Here is a 19,641-nt window from a genome sequence, read left to right as displayed (position 1 = left end):
GGCACGGTCGTGGGCCGTTGGTGCTGAAGAGGGGTTTCTATTGTTTTTTCACTTGCCGGCCTTTCCACTCGTAGCCGCCCCGGTAGCCCGCCAGCCCCACCAGCAACGCATACGGTGCATAAGCCACTTGCAACACCGGCACCCAAGCCAGCCAGCGCCGCCGCTCGAAAAAGTGAAGTACTGGCAGCAAAAACAGCACATCGGCCCCTAGTTTTAGAACCCAGCTACCTAGCACCCACGGCCCCAGTGCGGGTTGCCAGGGCAGCGCCAAGGCGCCTGCCGCCAAGGCCACATTAGCGGCCAGCACCACCACCGCCAACCGCCGCGGCGCAGTGGTACGGTAATGCTGCCACTTGCTGGCCCAACGCACCCGCTGCCGCAGCAACTGCCGTAGCGTTGGCTGCGCGGCAGTGCGTACAATGGCCTGTCGGTCTTTTAGAAAGCGAATACCAGCTGGGTAGGCTGCGTGAAGCTTATGCAGCAAGAATTCGTCGTCGCCGCTGGCTACGTGCGCGTTGCCGCTGAACCCCCGTACTGCAGCGAAACTGGCACGCCGGTAGCTTAGGTTGGCGCCGTTGCACATGGTGGGGTTGTGCAATAGAATACCGGCGGCCCCGCTAGCCACCAGCCCGGCTAGTTCCAAGCCCTGCAACGCAGCCAGTACCCCCTGGCCCGTGAGCAGCACGGGGCCACTCACGAAGTGGGCAGTGGCATCCTGCATTTGGTGGTGCGCCAGCAGCCAGTTCGGCAGCACCCGGCAGTCGGCGTCGGTGCAGACCACCCACGCGCCGTTGGCTTGGGCTATGGCAGCTTCTAGAGCGGCTTTTTTACCGGTGCGCACCGGACCAGGCAGGGTTGCGAGCTGGAGCAAGCGCAAGGAAAAGGAACTGGTGCGGGCGGCATTGGCTACTACCTCAGCCGTTGCATCCGTGGAGTGGTCATCCACAACAAGCACCTCGAACACAGAGGCCGGCAGGCGCTGTCGCTGCAAATCAGTGAGCAGCAACGGCAGGTTGGCGGCTTCGTTGCGGGCCGCTATCAGCACGGAGAGGTAGGGCGCCTGGTGGCGGCGCTCCGCTGGTGGCGGGGGGGCTGGTTGCTCGGGCCTGCTGGTATCCGGCGTGGCGGGGTGGGGAGTGGCAGCATTCCAAGCCTGCCGAAACCGCAGCATCTGTACGGCATAGACCACCGGAGCGGCCAGTAGCAAAAGGCCCAGTGCCTTACTCATAGCGTGGCGGCCGTTTCAGGTGAAGCAGCGCGCTTAGGTTGCCGGTCCTTGTGTTTGCGAAACAGTTTCAGGCGCAGCACAAACCCTAAACCGGCCGCGCTGGGCAACGCAATGTTGAGCACCCACAAGCTCAGGCTGGCACTAAGCACTGGTAGTACCGGCTCTCCCAGCAACCCAAACAGATGCGTTGCCGACAGCTCGCGCACCCCTACGTCCGCCAGCGCGTTCAAGGAAGGCACCAACGACTTCATCAAGAAAGTACCCGCAATAGCCGCGGCGCCTGGCCCCAAGGGGGCATGCGCCCCGTACGCTTTCAGCAACAAGCCAAACTGCACACAAAACACCCCGTAACGCAAACCCGACAAAGCCAGCACCCAATGGATGGCCTGCGTTGAGTAGGTAGGCATTACGGCCAGGTACCGCCGAAACCGCCGTAGGGGCGGCACGGCCAGTAGCACCGCCAATAGCAGACGGGAACGGTACAGGGGCAGCAGTACGCCCGCATTCACGAGTATAGCTGCCACTACCATACCCAATCTGGTAGCAGGGTAGCCTCGCAGGTAGAAAGCCAGCAGAAAGTACGCCAGCCCTGCCGTACCCGCCAGCACCGTCACCACTAGTTGCCCATAACGCCCCAGGAACACGGCCCCCAGGGCATCAAGACGGCGGCTTTTCAGTTCGATAATTCGGCCGGCGTAGTCGCCCACTCGGTTGGGCGTCACAAAGCCCAAGGTCAGCCCCACCAACACTGCCCGGAAGCTGCGGCGAAAGGAAACGGGCTCCAAGTGCCGGGCCAGCCGCCACCATTTCCAGGCTTCCACCCCCCAATTGACGGGCACCAACGCCAACGCCAACAGCACCGGCGTGCGCCCCTCCCCCGTGAGGGTTGAGGTTAGAAGCCCGCGCCAAGCGGCGGCCGTGGCTACATCGCCAAACACCGAGTGCCACAGCAATCCGAGCGTGAGCAGGGTCACGAGCAGCTTACCGGCTACCACCAACCAGCCCCGCCGCGTGGGGCGTTCCGGGTTTTGGGCGTAGTTTTGTAGATTACCGGTAGTCAAGAAGGCGACGAGGAGGGCGGTTGAAGTCGGCAATTTACCGACACTAACCGCAACAGCAGTCTTATTGCTTGCTACTTATTACTCGATACCGCTATGATTCTGCCCCTCGCTCCCACCGATTTACTGCCCAAAGTCATTATGGGTGTTGACCCTGGCACCAACATTATGGGCTATGCCCTGATTGAGGTGCAGGGCCAGCGGGTACGCGTGCTACGCTACGACGTGATTGATATGCAGAAGCTGGGCACCAACCACGCCCTGAAACTAAAGCGCATCTTCGAGCGAATGCTGGAGCTAATCGACGAGTTTCTGCCCGACGAATTAGCCATCGAAGCGCCTTTCTATGGCGTAAACGTGCAAAGCATGCTCAAGCTGGGCCGCGCCCAGGGTGTGGCCATTGCGGCCTGCCTCTCGCGCCAGATTCCGTACGTGGAATACGCTCCTACCAAAGTAAAACAGTCGGTGACGGGTACGGGCAACGCCACCAAGGAGCAAGTGGCGCACATGCTGCGCCAAACGCTCACGCTGCCTCCCGTGGCTGAAGCCTCGAAGTTTCTGGATGCCACCGATGCGTTGGCAGTGGCACTCTGCCACCATTATCAAAAAGGCAACAACATGAAAGCAGGCGGCAAAAGCTGGGGCAAGTTTCTGGCCGATAACCCCAGTAAGGTGGCAGCGCCCGTAGCAGGCAAGAAAAAGCCGGTAGCGAAGTAGCTTTAGTTCAAGCATCCGAATGCTATAAGCTACATTTTAGCCTGACTCCCCTTCTTTATATTATTCTTCAACTATACCTGCTTTTGGTATGCAACGCCGCCCCATCCGCTCCACCTCTCTGAAGGCCGTTGGCTACGATGCCGACACCCTGACGCTGGAAATTGAACACCGCAGCGGGAGCCTCGTCCGCTACACGGGCGTGCCGGAAACTGTGTATCAAGCGCTGCTTGCCGTTTCCGGCAAGGCAATGTTTGTGATGCAGGTAGTGGAGCGCGGCGGCTATGAGCGAGAGCAACTGCGTTAGGGTAGCCGGCCTAGAGAGAAGGGCGTATTGCAGTGCAACCAACTCCCACTAGCAGTGCATTATATAGCCTTGTGCACTGATTAGCGGTATGGGAATGAAACCTTCGTTCGGTTTATGACAGCGTATGGTTACTATATTCTGATGTTCGCTCCTTACCGTAAGTCGTTGGTGTAGCATTGTATTGCTACACCAACGACTTACTATGTGCCGCACGTTTGGCCTGAATACCTTAGCCGCAACCGCAACTAGATCCACTACCTTGCGCCTATGAATTTCATTAACAGCTTTATCGTAAAAGCCCCTACTCGATGGTTTTGGACAGTATTAATAGGACTAAATTTTATATTCCATATAGCTTTTTTTCGACTACCCCCTGTTAGTGTTCATGTGTGGCGGCAATGTGACACTATGGCTGTTGCTCGCAACTTCTATGAAGAAGGAATGAACATTCTCGAGCCGCGGGTGGATAGTCGCAACACCACCAATGGCATCACCGGGATGCAGTTTCCCTCTTACGAATGGCTGGTAGCAGGTAGCTACCATCTATTTGGTTTTCACGAAGTGCTACCTCGGTTGATTAACTGGCTGATTTACATGGCGGGAGTGGTAGCCTTTTACCACTTGGTACGCGAGATTAGTGGGCAAGCGTGGCTTGGCGCTGTTGGCGCCTGGTGCCTTGCTTGGAGTCCCGAGTTTTACTATCACGGAGCTAACGCCTTGCCTGATATTTTGGCATTGACCTCTTCAATTGCTGGCTTGCTTTGGTTTGTACGGTGGCGAGATAACCGACAAGCAGGCTGGTTGATCCTGAGTCTAGCAGCCGTTACGGTAGGGGGGCTGACCAAGCTACAATATCTTGTCGTTGGCTTTCCAATTGCTGTTTTCGTCGTCCGCGACCTGCTGCAGCGGCGCTATTCGGGGCCAGAGCTTCTGCAATTGCTGGCTTACGCTGTGGTAGCCGTAGGCGTATCGCTGTCTTGGTATGCCTATGCCTTGGCGTTGATGGCACGTTCGGGTCTGACAAATTTCGGGCTTGAACTGCGGCCTGCAGCAGACATGGCAACGGGCTTGAAGATCATTCGGAGGAACCTGCTTTCAGACTTGCCCGAGCTTTTACTGGGCTATGGTACGCTGGTGCTGCTCGCATTAGGCCTCTGGCGATTCCTCCGCCACGCTCCCATACGCCATAAGTGGTTTGGTCCGGGCTTGGCATGGGGCCTCAGCTTGCTTGCGTATTATCTGACCGAATTGTTTCAGATGCAAGGACATACCTATTACATGCTTCCCCTATTACCTATGCTGCTGCTGTTAGCGGTATGGGGGGGCGCGTGGCTACAACGCCTTCCCAAGGTGGCGCCCCTGCTTTTAGTGTTGCTTCTTATCCAACCACTATGGGCGTATACCCGCATCAACTATACCCGCTTGCAACGGCAAGACCTAGATGTTGCACCCGAATTGTTGGCCCCCGCTACCCGAGCTACACTCGAGGCGGCTACCCCTCCTGGCGCCCTCTGTGTAGTAGGACCAGATCCGTCTAGCTGTAAGGACTTTTACTTTTTGCACAAGAAAGGCTTTGGCTTTGGCTGGTCGTACCAACTAGTGGAGAGTACCCCAACAGGTCGCTCGTATCTGGCCAACTGTATAGCCCAAGGAGCACAATATTTATATACGAATAGATACGCTTATTGTGAAGGATCCACAGGTACAGCTATATCTACAACAGCAGGTAAGCCAAGTAGGTGATTTTAGCGTGTGGAAGCTACGTAAGTAGCTATAGAATACTATTCCAGCCGCTCACTGCGAGTGAGCTTATGTTACAGTGCAGCCAACTGCCACTAACATTTTACTATATATCCTTAGTGGCTTGCAACCTCCTAGAACGTGGTAGGCTCTTAAAGGAGTAGACCAGGGCGCGGCCTTGGTTGCTCGCCTTATCCTCTCCACCTTTTACTTCGTTGCTTTATGGCCAGAATATCTACCTATCTATTCAGCTGGCTTGTGCTGCTGGGCTTGTTGTCGTGCGCTGAAAAGGATCCTGAACCCGATTTTCAATACTACGATGGGTATTGCCCGCAAATGATGTCGCGGACGGTGCTGGAGGAGTCAGTGGAGGCGCTGCCGGCCCGCCCGATGCACAACACCGGCAAAATCTATCTGCAAGGGCGCTATCTATTTATCAATGAGCGCTACGAAGGCATTCATATCATAGACAACCAGGACCCCTCGAATCCGCGCATCGTGAGCTTCCTACGCATTCCCGGCAACATAGATATGGCCCTGAAAGGCAACCTGCTCTATGCCGACAATGGCCCCGACCTCGTCACCATCGACGTAACCAACCCGGAAGCCGTGCGGGTGAAAAGCCGGGTGCGGGATGCTTTCCGCGAGTTGCCGATGCCTACGCCAGCCGGAATGCCCGAGGACTGCCAAGCCGACAAACGCCCAGCCAACTCCGTTGTGATAGGCTGGCAGAAAGTAAAGGTCAAGTATACCCAGCCTCGTCGTGGTATTGGGTGGTTCAACGATAGAGCTAATTTCTTCAGTGTTACCAGCACTGCTTCGGCTCCTTCTGGTGCCGGCAAAGGTGGTTCGTTGGCTCGCTTCGCCGTGCTGGACCAAACGCTCTACACGGTAGATGAGCAGAGCCTGCGTTTGTTTGATCTCGCTAACCCTGCTATGCCCGCCCCCGGGCAAAAAGTACAGCTCCAATTCGGTGTTGAGACCATCTATCCGAAAGACCACTATCTGTTCCTGGGCACCCAGCGCGGCATGTACATTTTCGATGTTGCTACGCCTCGGTCGCCCCGCCAGGTTTCGTATTATCAGCACGTTGTGAGCTGCGACCCAGTGGTAGTGGATGACCGGTACGCCTACGTGACGCTGCGCAACGGCCGCAACTGTGGCGGCGGCGACAACCAGCTCCAAGTTATCGACCTGACTACGCTCAGCCAGCCGCGCCTGGCCCGCACCTACCCCATGTCGGGGCCGCAGGGCTTGGGGGTTGATGGCAACAAGCTGTTCGTTTGCGACAGCGACGGCATGAAAGTTTTCGATACCAGTGAAGCTCCTGTGCTCAAGCAAACCCAATCGTTCCCCATTCAGGTGGTGGATGTGATTCCCGACGCAGGCACGCTGATGGCCATTGGAACCGCTGGCCTCTATCAGTACAGCTACACCGGCGCTACCCTCAGGCAGCTCAGCTTTCTCCCTATCAATCCGCTGCAGTAATGGGAGTGGCTCGTTTGATTTGCCGAAGTAGGTGGCTGCCGCTGCTGTGCTTGTCGGTGGGCGTGCAGGCCCAGAGCGCAACTCCTGAGCGGACCTTGCTGGTGAAGTTCACCCCGCAATATGTGGTGGTGAGTGGCTATTGGCTGGAGGTAGAGCAGCCTTGGTACCAGCGGGCGGGCCAAAGCCTTGCCTTCACCCCACAGGTATATTATGGGCTCACCGGTCAGCCTGACCGGTCCTCGCCCAAGGCCCCTTCCCTAACCGAGCACCCCGAAAAGGTGCGCGGAGTGGGGCTGCAGGTAGTGCACCGCCGCTACTTGGGGGCCACCAAAGCAGGATACCCCGCCGGCTCCTACATAAGCTACGGGCCCACTTTTCAGCATTTTGTGGTATCAGCCGACGAGCTGGGCTGGCAAGAAGTTATTGGTCCCACCGGACTGCCGCAGCAGCAGTACGTCAACGAGCGGCGCGAAAAAATCAACCGCTACGGGGCTACTGTGCAAGTGGGCTACCAGGCGCCGCTGCTTCCGGGCCGGGTGTTTGTTGATTTGTATGCGGGTGCTGGGTGGCGCACCAGCCACAGCCGCGTTGGGTCAGAAAAAGTAAGCAGCCAATACAAATCTGGTCCTTCCAACTACGGCCACGAAGGGTTCTACTTTCCTGCTGGCTTCAAGATTGGGGTAGCCTTGCGCTAAGCCGTTGCGGAAGTAGGTGGCGCTATAAAAAGCCGGTCCTTGCTAACAGGGTGTTGCATCCACTGTCAGCAAGGACCGGCTTTTTGTTCTAGCGCGACCCACTATTCGGGCCAGGCGTAGGTTCTCGACCATTCTTGCAGCGCCTCCACTTGGGTCGGGTGCTGAGTTAGCCAGGCTTGTACTTCAGGTAGCGCTTCGGCGCGGGCCGCCTGTATGCTATAAACCAGTGCCGGCAAGTGGCCTTGCTTTTCAAGCGCAACGAAGTAAGGTGCATAATGCTGCCACACAAACCCCACTCGTTGGGTGGCCTCTGCTTCGCCCATAGCCCGGCAAAGCGTGGTTAGCTTTTCAAGCAGCCGTTCGCTCGACGGTTTATTCTTGTTTTTTTCGTCGAGGTCGAGGGCCGTGGCCATGGTTAGCAGCAGGTCCATGCCAGCAAAATTATCGGGCTTGCTGTTCTTGCGGTTGGCATCAGCCACAGGCGCCTGCGCCAAGCTGATAGTGACGCTTTTCTCGCCGGTTTGCTTTACTCCCTGCCCCATCATCTTGTCCAGCCGCACCAAACAGGCTTCAGCACGCTTGCTTTGCGGCTCTAGCTGCAGCAGTCGCATGGTTTCAAGCAGCGCCGGAATCCGGTTGCCTTGGGCCAGCGTCAGTTCGGCCAGCGCCGCGTGCGAGTTAGCGTGCTCGGGGCGGCAACGTACCGCTTGCTGCATACTCGCAATGGCGGCGTCAAGCTGGTTGAGGCTATTGGCCTGCGTGATGCCCAAGTTGAAGTAGAGCGACCCTTCGTTTGGATACCGCTTGACGCCTTCCTCGTACATCTTGACGGCCTCCTTCGGCTTGTGCAACCCATCCAAAGCATTACCATAGGTGCCGTACACCGCCGGGCCAGGGTCGGCGTTTTGCTTGAGCAGGCGTTTGCAGAGTTCCACTGCTTCGGCATTGCGCCCCAGGGCGTTGTATGTCAGAGCCAATTCGTAGAGCGCGGTACTGTTGGTGGGCTCTAGCTTCAACGCCTGATTGTAGCTGACTACGGCCTTCTGGTACTGGCCTTGGTCGTAGAGCGCAATACCCTCCTGGACAAGGGCTTCGGCCGTGCTGGTGGCCTGCGCCAAAGCCACGCCAGCTGTACTCAAGCTGCCAGCTAGCAGCGTCGCGAAAAAGATAGAACGCATAGAAAAGGACAGATGCCGGAGTAGGAAAACGAGAACAACACGTTTGTGCTTCTACACGTTGATTTCGCCCCGCAAATACGTAACGGCATAGCCGCTGATGCGCACTCGTTCTCCGCGCAGCTCGCACCACAGCTCACCACCACGGGCCGATACCTGCCGGGCTTTAAGAGTGGTTTTGCCCAGCTTCTCGGCCCAGTACGGAATAAGCGTAGTATGCGCCGAGCCCGTCACCGGGTCTTCGGGCACGCCCACCCGCGGACCAAAGAAACGGGAGACAAAGTCGGTTTCGGTATCGGCGGCCGGGGCCGTAACGATGACAGCGCGGTATTCCACTCGAGCTAGTTGCAGTTGGTTGGGTTTGATGGCCAGCACCTCGGCTTCCGTGGCAAACAGGGCCACCAAGTCAGGACCGGCCAGCACTTGTAAGGGCGTAGCGCCGAGGCCATCAAGCAACCCATCGGGGTGAGTGGCTAGCGGCTGGGGCGGGCGGCTCGGGAAATCCAGGGTAAGGCGGCCGTTGGTTTCGCGCGACACACGCAGTGGGCCGCTCTGGGAGTGAAATACTATTTCTTCGCCCTGGAAGCCCAGATGCTGGTGCAGCACATGCGCCGAAGCTAGGGTAGCGTGGCCGCACAGCTCCACTTCCACGGCCGGGGTAAACCAGCGGATTTCGTATTCGTTACCGGTTTTCGGAATGAAAAAGGCCGTTTCAGCCAAATTATTTTCGGCGGCTATGGCCTGCATTGCATCAGCAGGCAGCCAGCTTTCCAGCGGGCATACGGCCGCCGGGTTGCCAGCAAAAGGGCGGTCGGAAAAGGCATCGACCTGATAAATAGGCAAGTTCATGGCAAAGCAGGTAGGTAAATGGCCACACGGCCGATAAGGCAACGAAGCTAAATATTGTCGGGCACTTCTGGTGCGGTTTTATGGGCGGCAGTTGAGCCTCTACTCTACAAGGCCACAACTCCGCGGCACCAAGTACGGTATCTACCTACATGCCTACTTCTTCTTCGGTTACCGCCGACACTGCCCTCATCCTGACTTTGGCCCTAGAGCCAGAAGCACAGCTTTTCTTCGACGAGTTGCGGCAGCAGCACTTTCCCAAGCAACGCAACTTCCTGGGGGCCCACCTCACGCTATTCCACCACCTGCCGGGCGCCGAATACATTGCTCTTACCGAGTACCTGGGACAGATAGCTGCTGCACAGGCACCTCTGCCCCTGGCCGTCACGGGGTTGCGGTTCATGGGCCGGGGTGTGGCCTACGTGCTGGAATGTGCGCCGCTACAAGCCCTGCACCGTGCCATGCAAACCACGTGGCAGGCCCACCTCACGCCCCAAGATCAGCAAAGGCTCAATCCGCACGTCACCGTACAAAACAAAGTGGATCCGGCCGTTGCCCGCACCTTGCACCAGCAGTTGGCTGCTGATTTTCAGCCCTTCGAAACAACGGGTACGGGCTTGCACCTGTGGGCTTACCGCAACGGCCCCTGGCAGTCGTTGCAGCTGTTTGATTTCAAAAGGGAAGCAGAAACTAACGCATAAAAGGCTCTGCTACTCGCCTTCCTAACACGGTTCGTAATTACGGCGTGTAAAGAGGCGAGCAGCAGAGCCTTTCGGTTGCTAAAAACAGTGGCTTTTACTGCCGTTAGATTCTCTCTGGTAGCAGCAGGGCTTCGGCGAAGTTGCCGAGTATAGGTTTGTCGCCTTCGGTTACGGCTTCCACCAAGAGAGCCCCGCCCACGAAGGCCCCTTTCCAAGATTCGCCGAGGCCCCCAAACACCTCTTCCCGGTCGCCGCGGGAGCGGAGTTTGTTGATGCCCACTTTAAAGGCGCGTACCTCCTTGGCGGTGCGAGCAGCCCACTTCTGGTCGTCGCTGGCTACGGCCGCTACTAGGGCGCCGTTGCTGATGTTCATCTCGCCTACTAGCTCTTCCACCCGGTCTACGAGCACAATGCTGTCAATCGGGCCGAAGGGCTCTTTGAAGTACAGTTCGCTTTGGCGGGGTAGGTTCACGAGGGCACGCGGCGCACGGTAGGCGGAGCGGTCCTGGCCGGGCAAGAACAACGACTCATCGAGCTTGCCTTCGTAGATAGGCGTAGCACCTGTTTTCAGCGCGTTGGCGTAGAGGCGGTCCAGCTCCTGGGCCTGCGTAGCATTGATAACGGGCCCGAACGCCAAGTCTGGCAGCGGGTCGTTGGGTGCGTCAACGAGCGTAGGATTGCCCACCTTCAAATTGCGGATAGCCTCCCAGTAGGTTTCCAAGAACTGCGGAAACAACCGACGCTCCACTACAAAACGCACGTAGGCCGTGCACCGCTGCTTGCCGTAGTCGTAGCCCTTTTTGAGTTGGTCGGCCAAGCCGTTCCAATCCGAGTAGTCCCAGATGCCATAGGTATTTACGCCTTCCATTTCCAACATGTAGCGCTTGTGCACCGAACTCAGGGCGTCGGCAATGTTGCGGCCGTTGTAGCGGCCACCCACAAAGCTCAGGCAGTCAATGGCATCATGCTTCACCAGCACGTCGCTCAGCTCCCCGCCCGAGCCACTAACCAGCGTCACGGGCAAGCCGCAGCGGCGGGCAATAGCAAACGTCAGACTCAAAGAAATAAAGCCTCCATCGGTGGGAGTTTTGGCAATAACGGAGTTGCCGGCCAGCACCTGCACCAGCACTGCGTGCAGCAGCACCGACATGGGGTAGTTCCAGCTGGCAATGTTGCTCACCAGCCCAAGCGGCTTGCGCTGGCCCAGCATACCTTCAATGTTGTCGATGTACCATTGCACGCCTTCAATGGCGCGGTCAATGTCGGTGAAGCCCAACTTGTAGGTTTTCCCGATTTCCCACATGATGAGCTTGGCCGTCAGTTCGACTTGCTCCCGCAACTGGTTGAGGCAGTCCTGTACGCGGCGTTTGCGCTCGTCGAGGTCGGTGGCGGCCCACGTGGAGGCTTCGGCTTTGGCAAATTCCACGGCCCGCAGTGCCGTTTCGCGGTTCAGCATCGGCATCACGCCCAGCTCGCTGCCATCAATGGGCGAAACGAATTCGCGGGGCGTGCCAGCTTCCTGCCAGCGGCCTTCCATCAGGTTCAGCACCTTGCCGTCCGGCGAGAAAACTTCTGGCGTGGCGGCTTTCATCTGGCTCAGCAACCCGCTGAACTCCACTTGAGGCGAAATAAGTTTAGGCATGAGAAGGAAGGAACAGGTTGGAAAGTTGAGGTCAGCCCTGTTCCCAAAGCAAAGTAGAAAAGAATGATTTCAATGAAGACGAGACGCTTTCCGCAATTCGTGTAAGCGAGATACCTGGCTGACGTCTGCCAACCTATCAGCGCAAGTCAACAAAGCTTGCCCATTAGGCTTTGATAGCCACGGGCTTAAGATCGGTCAGGTCGGCAATGCGGACGGCTTGCCCACTCGCTATGCTTTTGCGGGCGGCCACTCCTACCAGAATAGCCATGGCTCCGTCGCGGCTGCCGGCCGCTTGGCGGAACGTGTCGGTTGCTTCGGGGTGCCGGAAAAGCTGGGCGCGCAGCAGTTTGTCGCCGCCGCCGTGGCCTTCGGCTTGCGGTACCTGGATGTATTCGACCTTGCCAAAATTGCGCGACACCATGATTTCGTCGTACGGCTCCATTTTCATGGCGCCACTTTCCTTGATCCAGGCCTCTATACGACCTTTAGTACCATTGAAAGCAATGCGGTACCCTTCGTAGGGCGAGTAGGTAGTGAGCGAATAGCTGACTTGCACACCATTGGCATAGGCGATGGTCGCCGCCATCTTGTCGTAGATGTTAATGTCTTCTTTGTACACACAGCCGTCCCGCAGATACCCGTCGTATTGCTCGTTGGCAGCGTACAGGGCCATCAGGCGCGCATCCTTGGTCATGTCCCAGTAGTAGGGGCATTTGGCTTTGTGCGGACAGGGCCGGCAGTTGCTGAAGCGGAATGGCCCGTTCTTGCCGTAGTTTTCCAGAGCCCCTTTCGCGTACACCGTTTCAGGTTCTGACTCCAGCCACCAGTTCAGCAAGTCGAAATGATGGCTGGCCTTGTGTACCCACAGCGAGCCACTTTTCTCGGTCAGGCGGTGCCAGCGGCGGAAGTAGTCGGCGCCGTGGCTGTTGTCGAGGTACCAGTGAAAATCAACCGACGTAATCTTGCCGATGGTGTCCTTGCGGAGCAAATCGTAGATTTTCTGGCGGTGGGGCGAATAGCGGTAGTTGAACGTAACGGTTACTTTCTTGCCCGTCCGCTTTTCGGCATCCAAAATAGCTTGGCACTTGGTTTCGTCGGTGGTCATGGGCTTCTCCGACACAATGTTGGCTCCCATTTCCATGCCCTTGATGATGAACTGGTCGTGGGTAGCATCCACGGTGGTCACGATAAGGGTTTCCGGCTTGGCCTGCCGCATCATCGTCTCGAAGTCGGTGTAGGTGGGGCACGAAACGCCCAGTAGCTTCTTGGCGGTTTCAAGCCGGCCTTTGTTGCTGTCGCAGAGGCCCACAAACTCAATTACGTCGCGGTGCTCTTCCAGTAGCAGTTTGCCCCACATGCTGGTACCGCGGTGGCCCGTCCCGACCATTGCAACCCGCCGCTTGGCCGCAGGCGCTCCAAGCACAGTAAGTGGCAGCGGGGTCAGCAGCCCCGCCGTAGCCAGCGCAGATTTCTGTAGAAAATCGCGCCGCGAAGAATCGTAGTGGTTTGCGTTCATGGGATGGGAATTGGAAGTAGACACTCGGAACTAGTTAACTTTTTCTTAGCCAGCAGAAGCCACCAACTGGCCGGAAGCTGGCACGGTTTCGCCGGCACCCACCAGGGCCCGCACCATATTGGTTGACCCGATGAAGAGTGGGGTCCGTTGGTGCAGTTCCGTGGGCACGATGTCGAGGATGGCCTCGGTGGCAGATATTACAGCCTGCCCTCCTGCCTGCTCGATCAGCATGGCCAACGGGTAACACTCGTAGAGCAGACGTAGCTTGCCGCGCGGGTTTTTGCTGGTGGGCGGATAGAGGTAGATGCCCCCGTTGAACAAGTTGCGGTGATAGTCGGCCACCAAGGAACCGATATAACGGCCGGAATACTCTTTGCGCTTGCAGTCCATCAGGAACGTCCGAATAGAGTCCGGATAGTCAAACCAATAGCCTTCGTTGCAAGAGAAAATAGTGCCGTCCTGCGGTACCCGAATATCGGGGTGCGAAAGGAAAAACTCGCCCAATGACTGCTCGTACGTGAAGCCCATGACGCCGTGGCCGGTGGTGTACACGAACATGGTGCTGGAGCCATACAAGATGTAGCCGGCGGCTACCTGCCGGCGGCCGCCTTGCAGGAAATCGGCGGCCGTGGCCTTGGAGCCCGGCGGCGTGATGCGGCGGTAGATGCTGAACAGCGTACCAATGCTCACGTTCACGTCGATGTTCGACGACCCATCTAGAGGGTCCATGGCCACCACGTAGTTGCCGGAATCATTATCGGTATGAATGATTTCCGCTTCTTCTTCCGACAGAATAGCGCATGTTTCGCGGCCATTTTTCAGGGCCCGTACAAACCGGATATGGGCTTCCATGTCCAGCTTTTTCTGGTTCTCGCCTTGCACATTTTGGGTACCCATTCCGCCCGTGATGTCGGCCAGACCAGCCCGGTTCACGTCGCGGTGCACAATTTTGCCGGCAAGTGCTAGGTCGCGCAGCAGCTGCGACAACTCGCCGGTAGCAAACGGAAATTCCGCCTGCTTGCGCATGATGTAGCGCTCCAGCGTAATGCCAACCGGCTGCGCTAGAGTGTTTTCTTTGGTGATGCTCATAGGGTCAGCAGTTGACAGGTGGAGGGTATCTACCTCACATTTCTGCTCGCTGAAGGAGAAGCTCTGGGTTCGGATCTGTGGTCAGAGCCTCCCCCAACAGGGAGAGGGCAAGGGTAGAAATAAACTATTAGCTCTTGGTTTCAGGCTGTTTCTGGGACTGCCACAGCACCACTTGCCAGCCTTTTTTGGGGTCCTTGATTTGCACTACCACGTACTTGAGGTGCGCAACATTGGGCGTACCGTCGGGCTTGTTGGGCTGGTAGATGGTGATGGTACCGTTCACAACGGCTGCTTTGCCATCGTTGTAAGCGCGCACGTTCAGAGCTTCCACATCAATCTTATCGTACACGCTCTTGCCGTCCCGAATCGACTGGATGTACTCGGTCTTGTTGTTTTGCTTGCCGTTGGAGTGGGTGTACACTAGGTCGGCGCCGAATACCTTTTCCAGGATAGCGTAGTCCTTTTTCACCTGTGCCTCAAAGCGTTGTCGCTCCAATGCTTCCACCTCCTTGGCAGCGGCAGCATCTTTAGCGTTCTGAGCAAAAGTGAGGGCCGGTATAGCTAACAGCAACAGAGCCAGCAGAAAAGGCAGTTTTTTCATGGCAGTAAGGGGGTGGCGTCCAGCTAAAAGCCGGGCGTGGTGGGAGAAAATCGACGGGTTCAGGTGAACGTCTGTGTGAAGAAAAGCCAGAAGTTTCTTGGCTTCGTCCTGTACTCTACTGGGTTGGATTATCCAGGTTTATCAGCTTCATGCGGGGCACCAGTAACTGCATCAGCAGCCAGGCTACCAGGTACGAACCGCCGCAAATCAGGAACATGATGAAGTAAGCTGTTTCTAGCTGGTTGATGCTCTCGTAGTACACAAACATGCGCTTCTGCACCAGTGCCGACAGCAGGATACCACCCAAGCCACCAGCCATTCCGCCAATGCCCGTTACGGAGGCCACGGCCCGCTTAGGGAACATGTCGGATACCGTGGTGAAGATGTTGGCACTCCACGCCTGGTGCGCGGCGGCAGCTATACCAATCACCAACACAGCCAGCCACATATTCATCTGTCCTAAACGCTGCGCAAACACAATGGGGAAAACGCAGAGCGCAATAAGCAGCATAGCCATTTTGCGAGCCTTGAAGGCCGGCATGCCGTTGCGCATGAAGTTCAGCGGAATCCAGCCCCCGCCAATGCTCCCCACGCTCGACAGCACGTACACGGCCGCCACTGGGAAAGCCACTTCAGTGCCTTCCAGCCCATACTGCTTGTTCAGGAAGTCGGGCAACCAGAACAGGTAGAACCACCAGATAGGGTCGGTGAGGAACTTGCCCAACACGAAGGCCCAGGTCTGGCGGAAGGTTAAGAGCTTGAACCATGAAATCTTGGGTTGGGTCTGGACAGCTACAGCCGCCATATCATCTACGTCGCTATGGATGTAGTCGAATTCAGCTTTGGTAAGGCGGGCATGCCGGGCCGGCACCTCGTAATAGATAAACCACAACACCAACCACACGAAACCCAATGCGCCGGTGATGATGAAGGCCCACTGCCAGCCGATAGTTGCGGCAATCAGCGGCACTGTGAGTGGCGCAATGATGGCCCCTACGTTGGAGCCCGAGTTGAAAATACCGGTAGCCAAAGCCCGTTCCTTCTGTGGAAACCATTCGGCGGTGGTCTTGATGGCGGCCGGGAAGTTGCCGGCCTCCGTTACGCCCAAAAATGCGCGGGCTACGCTAAAGCCCATGGTGCTGGTAACAAACGCATGCCCGATAGCCGCCAAGCTCCACAGGAACGTGGACATGGCATACCCCATCTTCGTGCCCATCTTGTCGATGATCTGGCCCACTCCCAGCATGCCAATGGAATACGCCAGCTTGAACGCAATTTCAATGTTGGCGTAGTCACCGGAGTTCCAGTTGAACACCTTCTCGAGTGTTGGCTTCAGCAACGAGATAACTGCCCGGTCGAGGTAGTTTACCGTGGTGGCAAAAAACACCAACGCACAAATCGTCCACCGATACTTGCCAATAGTGGAAGTATCAACTGGGGGCGCGGGTGGGGATTGGGTCGGGGATGGTATCATCAAGTTCGGGATTTAGAGTAAGGTACTACTCACTACACCAGTGAAACCGACGGCGCACGTGACGCGCCACCTGGCACTTCTCTATTTTTTCAAGGTATCAACATACGCCAGCAAATCAGCAATCTGCTGGCTTAGCGCGGCCGTATCGTCGGCATTTTTGAAGAGCTGAGAGCCCATGCCCACAGCATTCACGCCGGCCTGAAACCACTCTTTCAAGCTTTCCTGAGTGGGCTCCACTCCTCCCGTTACCATAATGGGCACGGTAGGCATAGGCCCGCGTAAGCTCTTAATAAAGCCAGGACCTACCACGTTACCGGGGAATATCTTCACGATGGCGGCCCCAAGCTGCGTGGCTTGGTATATCTCGGAAATGGTCATGGTACCGGGCAGCCACGGCACATCGTGGGCGCGGCAGACAGCGGCCACTTCAGCCGTTAGGCAAGGCTGCACCACAAAGTCGGCGCCGGCTGCAATAAACCGTTCGGCGTCCTCGGCCACGTAAATCGTGCCGATGCCGAGCAGCATGTCTGGGCAGGTGTCGTGTACAAAAGTCACCAACTCGCTGAACACGTCGAAGGCTTTCTCTCCCCGATTGGTGAACTCGAATACGCGCAAACCACCGTCGTAGCAAGCCTGTACAATACGCTTGGCATACGCTACATCCGCGTGGTAGAACACGGGGACTACGGGGTAGCGCAGTACCGTTTCAAATGCTTCGGCCGACGAGAATCGGGACTTGTTTTTGGTTTCCATAGTTTCTGTTCTACCGCGTTTATCGCACTAAGCGGCCGGTGGTGTTGCCTTGCATGACGTGCTCTACTTCGGCTACCGTCACCAAGTTCACGTCGCCGTGAATGGTATGCTTGAGAGCAGAAGCCGCCAGCGCGAAGCTCAGGGCTTCGGCGGGAGCAGCGTACTTCAAAGAGCCATAAATGAAACCGCCCATGAAGGCGTCGCCGCCACCAATACGGTCCACAACAGGCGTGATGTCAAGATACGGGGTTTCCGTATAAGACCCGTCGAACAGCATGCCCTTGATGCGCTCATGCGAAGCACTCTGGGTTTTGCGACGGGTGGAAATCACTTGCTTGATTTGAGGAAAGCGCGCTATCAGCTGCTCCCCCATCGAAGCAAACTTATTGTCGGCGCCCGGCGTGGGCTGAATGCCAAACAAATCTTCGGCGTCGTTTTCCGAGCACACCACCACATCACAGCCGGCTACTAGCTCCGTCATGACTTGCTGCGCGGTCTGGCCATACTGCCAGAGGTTGCGGCGGTAGTTGACATCGGCCGAAACCGTGATACCAAGGCGGCGGGCCGCGGCAATGGCATCAGCCGTGGCTTGCGCGGTGGCAGCTGAAATAGCGGGCGTAATGCCGGTCCAGTGCAGCCACTGCGCATTCTGCAGAATCGTGTCCCACTTGAAGGCAGCCGGGTCCAAGTTGGCGAACGACGAGTCGGCACGGTCGTACACCACTTTGCTGGGGCGCAGCGAAGCTCCCACTTCCAGGAAGTATAGCCCGAGGCGTTTGCCGCTGTACACGGTGTGCTGCATGTCAACGCCCAGGCGCTGGAAGCTTTGGACGGCCGCTTGGCCTAGTTCGTTGGCAGGGAAGCAGGTGACGTGCGCGGCCGGTACGCCTAAGCCGGCTACGGCAGCCGCCACGTTGGCGTCGCCGCCCCCGTAGTTCACTTCCAAGCTAGCCGATTGTGTGAGCCGGTAGTTCAGGGGCGTCGAGAGGCGCATCATAATCTCCCCGAAGGTGACAACCTGTTTCATGCTGGTTGATATGTACCACGGAGCAGTGCTCCGTACGTGTTGCTGTTAGATGGAGCACCAAGCTGCGGCCGGGTGCCTTGTTGAACGGGTACTGGGGCTCGTCTCCTACGACCGAAGCACTGCCTCAGTCTGCGGCACTGATTCGGTAACGGTATCGAACCCGAAATAGGCTTTGGCGTTGCCGTAGCAGATATTCTGCACGATAGTACCCAATAATTCCATATCATCCGGCAACTCGCCATTCTCTACATCGTTGCCGATGATGTTGCACAGGATGCGGCGGAAATACTCGTGGCGTGGGTACGAAAGGAAACTGCGCGAATCGGTGAGCATGCCCACAAAACGGCTAAGCAGGCCCATATTCGACAGCGCGTTGATTTGCTTTTCCATGCCGTCTTTCTGGTCGAGGAACCACCAGCCGGAGCCAAACTGCACCTTACCTGCCACCGAGCCATCATTGAAGTTGCCAATCATGGTGGCAATCAGCTCGTTGTCGGCGGGGTTGAGGTTGTAGATGATGGTTTTCGCCAGCTTATCCTGTCCGTCGAGGCGGTCGAGGAAGCGGGACAGCGCACGGCCTTGTGGGAAGTCGCCGATGGAATCCCAGCCGGTATCGGGACCTAGCTCGCGCAGCATGCGGGAGTTGTTGTTGCGCAAAGCGCCTAAGTGGTACTGCTGAGTCCAGCCCTTTTCCCAATCCATTTCGGCCAGAAATACCAGCATGGCCGATTTGAATTGCAGCACTTCGCTGGCCGTTAGCTCCTCACCACCTCGTACTTTGGCAAAGATGTCGTTGATTTCCGCCTCGGTGTAATCAGCAGCGTAAATCTGCTCCAACCCATGGTCAGACAAGCGGCAACCGAGGGCCGCGAAGTAGTCGTGGCGTAGGCGTAGCGCTGTTTGCAGGTCGTAGTAGGTGCGGATGTCAACGGCGGCCGCCTCCCCGAGCTTGTCGAGGTAGTGGTTATAGCTGGTGGCGTCCTCGGGCGTCATGGCTTTGTCGGCGCGGAACGTGGGCAGCACGCGCGTTGCGAAGTCGCTGGCGGCCAGGGCGCGGTGATGCTCCAGCGAATCCGATGGGTCGTCGGTGGTGCACAAGGTTTCCACGTTCATTTTGCGCAGCAAGTTGCGCACCGAGTATTCCGGGGTCTGTAGCTTGGCGTTGCACTCGTCGTAGATGCGGCGCGCACTCTCCTTGTTCAGCAGCTCGGTAACGCCAAAGTAGCGCTGCAATTCCAGATGCGTCCAGTGGTAGAGCGGATTACGCACCGTTTGGGGTACGGTCTCCGCCCACTTCTCAAACTTCTCCCAATCCGAGGCATCCCCAGTGATGTAGCGCTCCGGCACCCCGTTCGCGCGCATACCGCGCCACTTGTAATGGTCGCCGTAAAGCCAGATCTGGCTGATGGTCTCGAACTGCCGGTCCTGCGCAATCTGGTCGGGCAGCAAGTGGTTGTGATAGTCGATGATGGGCATCGACTTAGCATACTCATGATAGAGCTGCTGCGCGGTTTCAGTTTGCAGTAAGAAATCCTCGTTCAGAAAGGGCTTTTTCATACTAAATGGAGCTTGAGGACTGGAAGCGTA

At 57.2% G+C, this 19,641-nt stretch carries 18 protein-coding genes; 6 read left to right on the top strand and 12 right to left on the bottom strand.

What is annotated here, in order from left to right:
* Positions 1-37 precede the first annotated feature (37 nt).
* Both MTX78_RS08185 and MTX78_RS08180 read right to left on the bottom strand, forming a co-directional pair.
* Positions 38-1,228, bottom strand: coding sequence for a glycosyltransferase (locus MTX78_RS08185; RefSeq protein WP_243801583.1), 1,191 nt, complete (start codon positions 1,226-1,228; stop codon positions 38-40).
* The gene (locus tag MTX78_RS08180) at positions 1,225-2,322 is read right to left on the bottom strand and encodes a lysylphosphatidylglycerol synthase transmembrane domain-containing protein (protein ID WP_243801582.1); all 1,098 of its coding nucleotides are present in this window, start codon (positions 2,320-2,322) and stop codon (positions 1,225-1,227) included. Before MTX78_RS08180 ends, MTX78_RS08185 begins: the two co-directional genes overlap by 4 nt.
* Positions 2,323-2,382: 60 nt before the next feature.
* Between MTX78_RS08180 and ruvC the strand changes: the two genes are divergently transcribed.
* The 5 genes from ruvC (at position 2,383) to MTX78_RS08155 (ending at position 7,230) form a co-directional block, all read left to right on the top strand.
* Positions 2,383-3,003, top strand: a complete 621-nt coding sequence (gene ruvC / locus MTX78_RS08175; protein WP_243801580.1) for a crossover junction endodeoxyribonuclease RuvC — start codon at positions 2,383-2,385, stop codon at positions 3,001-3,003.
* A gap of 88 nt (positions 3,004-3,091) precedes the next feature.
* On the top strand, positions 3,092-3,307 hold the full coding sequence (locus MTX78_RS08170; protein ID WP_243801578.1) for a KTSC domain-containing protein: 216 nt from the start codon (positions 3,092-3,094) through the stop codon (positions 3,305-3,307).
* Positions 3,308-3,574: 267 nt separating this feature from the next.
* Positions 3,575-5,050: an ArnT family glycosyltransferase gene (locus MTX78_RS08165; RefSeq protein WP_243801576.1), complete on the top strand. Its 1,476-nt coding sequence runs from the start codon at positions 3,575-3,577 to the stop codon at positions 5,048-5,050.
* Between the two features lie 219 nt (positions 5,051-5,269).
* Positions 5,270-6,535, top strand: a complete 1,266-nt coding sequence (locus MTX78_RS08160; protein WP_243801574.1) for an LVIVD repeat-containing protein — start codon at positions 5,270-5,272, stop codon at positions 6,533-6,535.
* A 5-nt stretch (positions 6,536-6,540) separates the two neighbouring features.
* Positions 6,541-7,230 carry a hypothetical protein gene (locus MTX78_RS08155; protein ID WP_243801572.1) on the top strand — a complete coding sequence of 230 codons (690 nt, stop codon included), beginning with the start codon at positions 6,541-6,543 and terminating at the stop codon, positions 7,228-7,230.
* Positions 7,231-7,331: 101 nt separating this feature from the next.
* On the opposite strand, the gene MTX78_RS08150 is transcribed toward MTX78_RS08155, so the two are convergent.
* Together MTX78_RS08150 and MTX78_RS08145 are read right to left on the bottom strand one after the other, a co-directional pair.
* Entirely contained in the window at positions 7,332-8,408 is a 1,077-nt protein-coding gene (locus tag MTX78_RS08150; RefSeq protein ID WP_243801570.1) for a tetratricopeptide repeat protein, read from the bottom strand.
* Between the two features lie 51 nt (positions 8,409-8,459).
* A complete protein-coding gene (locus tag MTX78_RS08145) occupies positions 8,460-9,254 on the bottom strand; it encodes a PhzF family phenazine biosynthesis protein (RefSeq protein ID WP_243801569.1) in 795 nt (264 codons plus the stop codon).
* A 149-nt stretch (positions 9,255-9,403) separates the two neighbouring features.
* Between MTX78_RS08145 and MTX78_RS08140 the strand changes: the two genes are divergently transcribed.
* On the top strand, positions 9,404-9,952 hold the full coding sequence (locus tag MTX78_RS08140; protein WP_243801567.1) for a 2'-5' RNA ligase family protein: 549 nt from the start codon (positions 9,404-9,406) through the stop codon (positions 9,950-9,952).
* Positions 9,953-10,055: 103 nt separating this feature from the next.
* Here the strand turns inward: MTX78_RS08140 and MTX78_RS08135 are convergent, their stop codons facing one another.
* The 8 genes from MTX78_RS08135 to uxaC form a co-directional block, all read right to left on the bottom strand.
* Positions 10,056-11,594 carry an aldehyde dehydrogenase family protein gene (locus tag MTX78_RS08135; RefSeq protein WP_243801565.1) on the bottom strand — a complete coding sequence of 513 codons (1,539 nt, stop codon included), beginning with the start codon at positions 11,592-11,594 and terminating at the stop codon, positions 10,056-10,058.
* 163 nt (positions 11,595-11,757) lie between these two features.
* Complete coding sequence (locus tag MTX78_RS08130) at positions 11,758-13,110, bottom strand: Gfo/Idh/MocA family oxidoreductase (RefSeq protein ID WP_243801564.1); 1,353 nt, start codon at positions 13,108-13,110, stop codon at positions 11,758-11,760.
* A 45-nt stretch (positions 13,111-13,155) separates the two neighbouring features.
* Positions 13,156-14,199 carry a class 1 fructose-bisphosphatase gene (gene fbp, locus MTX78_RS08125; RefSeq protein WP_243801562.1) on the bottom strand — a complete coding sequence of 348 codons (1,044 nt, stop codon included), beginning with the start codon at positions 14,197-14,199 and terminating at the stop codon, positions 13,156-13,158.
* A 127-nt stretch (positions 14,200-14,326) separates the two neighbouring features.
* Complete coding sequence (locus tag MTX78_RS08120; protein ID WP_243801560.1) at positions 14,327-14,800, bottom strand: nuclear transport factor 2 family protein; 474 nt, start codon at positions 14,798-14,800, stop codon at positions 14,327-14,329.
* Positions 14,801-14,915: 115 nt separating this feature from the next.
* Positions 14,916-16,274 carry an MFS transporter gene (locus MTX78_RS08115; protein ID WP_243801558.1) on the bottom strand — a complete coding sequence of 453 codons (1,359 nt, stop codon included), beginning with the start codon at positions 16,272-16,274 and terminating at the stop codon, positions 14,916-14,918.
* 81 nt (positions 16,275-16,355) lie between these two features.
* Positions 16,356-17,027 carry a beta/alpha barrel domain-containing protein gene (locus MTX78_RS08110; RefSeq protein ID WP_243801556.1) on the bottom strand — a complete coding sequence of 224 codons (672 nt, stop codon included), beginning with the start codon at positions 17,025-17,027 and terminating at the stop codon, positions 16,356-16,358.
* Positions 17,028-17,046: 19 nt separating this feature from the next.
* A complete protein-coding gene (locus MTX78_RS08105; protein WP_243801554.1) occupies positions 17,047-18,054 on the bottom strand; it encodes a sugar kinase in 1,008 nt (335 codons plus the stop codon).
* A 105-nt stretch (positions 18,055-18,159) separates the two neighbouring features.
* Complete coding sequence (gene uxaC, locus MTX78_RS08100) at positions 18,160-19,611, bottom strand: glucuronate isomerase (protein ID WP_243801552.1); 1,452 nt, start codon at positions 19,609-19,611, stop codon at positions 18,160-18,162.
* Between the last annotated feature and the right edge of the window lie 30 nt (positions 19,612-19,641).

Origin of the sequence: Hymenobacter tibetensis, from assembly GCF_022827545.1 — a bacterium.
Classification (GTDB): Bacteria; Bacteroidota; Bacteroidia; order Cytophagales; family Hymenobacteraceae; genus Hymenobacter; species Hymenobacter tibetensis.
Note: the sequence above shows the minus strand (reverse complement) of the source record. Positions and strands in the feature narration are given on the sequence as shown.